The following is a 5,776-nucleotide window of genomic DNA, read 5'->3' as shown; positions in this document are numbered from 1 at the left end:
TGTGTCTGTTGTTTGAGAACTCAATAGTGTGCCAAGTTTGTTGATACCAATTGTTTTATTGATTGGTTGTTTTGGCCGGGCCCTGTCCATCCCGTGGATTGTGGTCTGGTTTTTACAGCTGGTTTCAAATTTTGCAGCCGTTTTGTCCCGTTTTCCCGGGGCTTGGTGGTTGTGTTCGTTTTTGTTTTACTTCAACGGAGAGTTTGATCCTGGCTCAGGATGAACGCTGGCGGCGTGCTTAACACATGCAAGTCGAACGATGATCCCAGCTTGCTGGGGGATTAGTGGCGAACGGGTGAGTAACACGTGAGTAACCTGCCCTTAACTCTGGGATAAGCCTGGGAAACTGGGTCTAATACCGGATATGACTCCTCATCGCATGGTGGGGGGTGGAAAGCTTTTTTGTGGTTTTGGATGGACTCGCGGCCTATCAGCTTGTTGGTGAGGTAATGGCTCACCAAGGCGACGACGGGTAGCCGGCCTGAGAGGGTGACCGGCCACACTGGGACTGAGACACGGCCCAGACTCCTACGGGAGGCAGCAGTGGGGAATATTGCACAATGGGCGCAAGCCTGATGCAGCGACGCCGCGTGAGGGATGACGGCCTTCGGGTTGTAAACCTCTTTCAGTAGGGAAGAAGCGAAAGTGACGGTACCTGCAGAAGAAGCGCCGGCTAACTACGTGCCAGCAGCCGCGGTAATACGTAGGGCGCAAGCGTTATCCGGAATTATTGGGCGTAAAGAGCTCGTAGGCGGTTTGTCGCGTCTGCCGTGAAAGTCCGGGGCTCAACTCCGGATCTGCGGTGGGTACGGGCAGACTAGAGTGATGTAGGGGAGACTGGAATTCCTGGTGTAGCGGTGAAATGCGCAGATATCAGGAGGAACACCGATGGCGAAGGCAGGTCTCTGGGCATTAACTGACGCTGAGGAGCGAAAGCATGGGGAGCGAACAGGATTAGATACCCTGGTAGTCCATGCCGTAAACGTTGGGCACTAGGTGTGGGGGACATTCCACGTTTTCCGCGCCGTAGCTAACGCATTAAGTGCCCCGCCTGGGGAGTACGGCCGCAAGGCTAAAACTCAAAGGAATTGACGGGGGCCCGCACAAGCGGCGGAGCATGCGGATTAATTCGATGCAACGCGAAGAACCTTACCAAGGCTTGACATGGACTGGAAATACCTGGAAACAGGTGCCCCGCTTGCGGTCGGTTCACAGGTGGTGCATGGTTGTCGTCAGCTCGTGTCGTGAGATGTTGGGTTAAGTCCCGCAACGAGCGCAACCCTCGTTCTATGTTGCCAGCGCGTTATGGCGGGGACTCATAGGAGACTGCCGGGGTCAACTCGGAGGAAGGTGGGGACGACGTCAAATCATCATGCCCCTTATGTCTTGGGCTTCACGCATGCTACAATGGCCGGTACAAAGGGTTGCGATACTGTGAGGTGGAGCTAATCCCAAAAAGCCGGTCTCAGTTCGGATTGGGGTCTGCAACTCGACCCCATGAAGTCGGAGTCGCTAGTAATCGCAGATCAGCAACGCTGCGGTGAATACGTTCCCGGGCCTTGTACACACCGCCCGTCAAGTCACGAAAGTTGGTAACACCCGAAGCCGGTGGCCTAACCCCTTGTGGGAGGGAGCTGTCGAAGGTGGGACTGGCGATTGGGACTAAGTCGTAACAAGGTAGCCGTACCGGAAGGTGCGGCTGGATCACCTCCTTTCTAAGGAGCACCTACAGTCACCTTGCCCCGTGTATGCGGGTGTGGAGGGGTTGTCAGGAGTATATGCCCGTTGCGCAGACGATTGTTCTGCGGCGGGTGCTCAAGGGTGGAATATCAACGAATAGGTGCCTGGTGGCACGGACCGGTTGTTAGTACGGACATTCCTTGTGGATGTCCTGGAAAGCGGCTGGTTCGGATTGCTGGGTAGTGTTTGGCACACTGTTGGGTCCTGAGGCAACAGGGCCGGGTTTTCCCGGTACTTGTTTGTTTCTGGTTTCCTGGCTGCACCGATCATGCATGTTTGGCCCTTTTGGGGGTTTTGTGTGTGGGGTGTGTGGTTTGGGGTTGTTGTTTGAGAACTACATAGTGGACGCGAGCATCTTTTATAAGAAGCAATTTCCAAGAATATGAACCTGGATCTGTCCGGGTGCTGTTGCTGTGGCCCTTGTGGTTGTGGTGGTGGTGTCCGGGTGGTTTTCGTGGTTCTCTCGAAAATTAGCGTAATTGATCTTTTGTGGTCAAGTTTTTAAGAGCACACGGTGGATGCCTTGGCATTAGGAGCCGAAGAAGGACGTAGGAATCTGCGATAAGCCTGGGGGAGTCGATAACCGGACTGTGATCCCAGGGTGTCCGAATGGGGAAACCCCGCCAGACGCGCGAGTGATCTGGTGACCCGCATCTGAACACATAGGGTGCGTGGAGGGAACGCGGGGAAGTGAAACATCTCAGTACCCGCAGGAAGAGAAAACAATAGTGATTCCGTTAGTAGTGGCGAGCGAACGCGGATCAGGCTAAACCGTTCCATGTGTGATAGCCGGCGGGCGTTGCATGGGCGGGGTTGTGGGACTTTCCGTATTGTCTCTGCCGGGACAGTGAGGTGTGATGTGCAGGCATAGGTGAACGGTCTTGAAAGGCCGGCCAGAGAGGGTGTGAGCCCCGTAACCGAAATGTTTTGTGCCGCCTGGAGAGTATCCCAAGTAGCACGGGGCCCGAGAAATCCCGTGCGAATCTGTCAGGACCACCTGATAAGCCTAAATACTCCCTAATGACCGATAGCGGACCAGTACCGTGAGGGAAAGGTGAAAAGTACCCCGGGAGGGGAGTGAAACAGTACCTGAAACCGTGTGCTTACAATCCGTCGGAGCAGCCTTGTAGTTGTGACGGCGTGCCTTTTGAAGAATGAGCCTGCGAGTTAGTGTTACGTCGCGAGGTTAACCCGTGTGGGGAAGCCGTAGCGAAAGCGAGTCTGAATAGGGCGTTGCAGTGGCGTGATCTAGACCCGAAGCGAAGTGATCTACCCATGGCCAGGTTGAAGCGACGGTAAGACGTCGTGGAGGACCGAACCCACTTCAGTTGAAAATGGAGGGGATGAGCTGTGGGTAGGGGTGAAAGGCCAATCAAACTTCGTGATAGCTGGTTCTCCCCGAAATGCATTTAGGTGCAGCGTTGCGTGTTTCTTACCGGAGGTAGAGCTACTGGATGGCTAATGGGCCCTACAAGGTTACTGACGTCAGCCAAACTCCGAATGCCGGTAAGTGAGAGCGCAGCAGTGAGACTGTGGGGGATAAGCTTCATAGTCGAGAGGGAAACAGCCCAGACCACCAACTAAGGCCCCTAAGCGTGTGCTAAGTGGGAAAGGATGTGGAGTTGCGAAGACAACCAGGAGGTTGGCTTAGAAGCAGCCATCCTTAAAAGAGTGCGTAATAGCTCACTGGTCAAGTGATTCCGCGCCGACAATGTAGCGGGGCTCAAGTACACCGCCGAAGTTGTGGATTTCAGATAGTAGCCAAGCCGCTCCCTTGTGGGGTTGGTTCAGGCGTCTGGAGTGGTAGGGGAGCGTCGTGTGGGCAGTGAAGTCGCGGTGTAAACCAGCGGTGGAGCCTACACGAGTGAGAATGCAGGCATGAGTAGCGAAAGACGGGTGAGAAACCCGTCCGCCGAATGATCAAGGGTTCCAGGGTCAAGCTAATCTGCCCTGGGTAAGTCGGGACCTAAGGCGAGGCCGACAGGCGTAGTCGATGGACAACGGGTTGATATTCCCGTACCGGCGAAAAACCGCCCATGCTGAACAGGGGATACTAACCGCCCGAAACCTGCCCGCCCACCCTTGTGGTGACGTGGGTTTTGGTGGAGCGCGGGACCTGATCCTGGGAGGCAAGCGTATTAACAGGTGTGACGCAGGAAGGTAGCCAAGCCGGGCGATGGTTGTCCCGGTCTAAGGATGTAGGGCGAACGGTAGGCAAATCCGCCGTTCATGATGCCTGAGATCTGATGGGACCCCCGTTTGGGGGGATTTGGTGATCCTATGCTGCCGAGAAAAGCATCGACGCGAGGTTTTAGCCGCCCGTACCCCAAACCGACACAGGTGATCAGGTAGAGAATACTAAGGCGATCGAGAGAATTATGGTTAAGGAACTCGGCAAAATGCCCCCGTAACTTCGGGAGAAGGGGGGCCCCAACCTTGATGGACACTTGCTGTCCGGAGGGGATCGGGGCCGCAGAGACCAGGGGGAAGCGACTGTTTACTAAAAACACAGGTCCGTGCGAAGTCGCAAGACGATGTATACGGACTGACTCCTGCCCGGTGCTGGAAGGTTAAGAGGACCGGTTAGCCTCACGGCGAAGCTGAGAATTCAAGCCCCAGTAAACGGCGGTGGTAACTATAACCATCCTAAGGTAGCGAAATTCCTTGTCGGGTAAGTTCCGACCTGCACGAATGGAGTAACGACTTCCCCGCTGTCTCAACCATAAACTCGGCGAAATTGCAGTACGAGTAAAGATGCTCGTTACGCGCAGCAGGACGGAAAGACCCCGAGACCTTTACTATAGTTTGGTATTGGTGTTCGGAGTGGCTTGTGTAGGATAGGTGGGAGACGTTGAAGCCCGGACGCCAGTTCGGGTGGAGTCATCGTTGAAATACCACTCTGGTCACTTTGGACATCTAACTTCGGCCCGTAATCCGGGTCAGGGACAGTGCCTGATGGGTAGTTTAACTGGGGCGGTTGCCTCCTAAAAAGTAACGGAGGCGCCCAAAGGTTCCCTCAGCCTGGTTGGCAATCAGGTGTCGAGTGTAAGTGCACAAGGGAGCTTGACTGTGAGAGAGACATCTCGAGCAGGGACGAAAGTCGGGACTAGTGATCCGGCGGTACATTGTGGAATGGCCGTCGCTCAACGGATAAAAGGTACCTCGGGGATAACAGGCTGATCTTGCCCAAGAGTCCATATCGACGGCATGGTTTGGCACCTCGATGTCGGCTCGTCGCATCCTGGGGCTGGAGTAGGTCCCAAGGGTTGGGCTGTTCGCCCATTAAAGCGGTACGCGAGCTGGGTTTAGAACGTCGTGAGACAGTTCGGTCCCTATCCGCTGCGCGCGCAGGAAATTTGAGAAGGGCTGTCCTTAGTACGAGAGGACCGGGACGGACGAACCTCTGGTGTGTCAGTTGTACTGCCAAGTGCACCGCTGATTAGCTACGTTCGGATGGGATAACCGCTGAAAGCATCTAAGCGGGAAGCTCGCTTCGAGATGAGATTTCCATACACCTTGTGTGTGAGAGGCCCCCAGCCAGACCACTGGGTTGATAGGCCGGATGTGGAAGCGAGGACTAACGACTCGTGAAGCTGACCGGTACTAATAGGCCGATAACTTACACCACACACCCTCTTCGTGAACGGATTCAAAAGACGTTCACACCATGAAGAGAGTAAAAAGATAACAAGACTGCTTGCGTCCACTATGTGGTTCCCAACCAACAAACCCGCCAGGGCACGTTGCATTGCGAACCAACAACTACATAACAACACCACAGCTCCAACAACAACTGGAGCCATGTTGTAACCACAGATTTCCCACCCCCCGGGCAACCCGGCACGGGTGCGGAGCAAGGGTTACGGCGGTCATAGCGTGGGGGAAACGCCCGGTCCCATTCCGAACCCGGAAGCTAAGACCCACAGCGCCGATGGTACTGCACCCGGGAGGGTGTGGGAGAGTAGGTCACCGCCGGAACATCATTCAAGGCCAGGCCCCGAACACGAAAGTGTCCGGGGCCTGACCCATTTAACAC

The 5,776-nt window shown here is 55.2% G+C and carries 3 rRNA genes; all 3 read left to right on the top strand.

Annotated features, from left to right (window positions below):
* Positions 1–191: 191 nt before the first annotated feature.
* The 3 genes from ACS5PJ_RS22480 to rrf all read left to right on the top strand — a co-directional run bounded on the left by ACS5PJ_RS22480 (position 192) and on the right by rrf (position 5,718).
* Positions 192–1,715: ribosomal RNA gene (locus tag ACS5PJ_RS22480) — 16S ribosomal RNA — on the top strand.
* Positions 1,716–2,231: 516 nt separating this feature from the next.
* Positions 2,232–5,368 (top strand): 23S ribosomal RNA (locus tag ACS5PJ_RS22475).
* A 233-nt stretch (positions 5,369–5,601) separates the two neighbouring features.
* Positions 5,602–5,718 (top strand): 5S ribosomal RNA (gene rrf / locus ACS5PJ_RS22470).
* Together the 16S, 23S and 5S rRNA genes form the textbook arrangement of a ribosomal RNA operon.
* Positions 5,719–5,776 lie beyond the last annotated feature (58 nt).

The sequence above is a fragment of the Pseudarthrobacter cremeus genome, from assembly GCF_051857465.1.
GTDB lineage: Bacteria > Actinomycetota > Actinomycetes > Actinomycetales > Micrococcaceae > Arthrobacter.
Note: the sequence above shows the minus strand (reverse complement) of the source record. Positions and strands in the feature narration are given on the sequence as shown.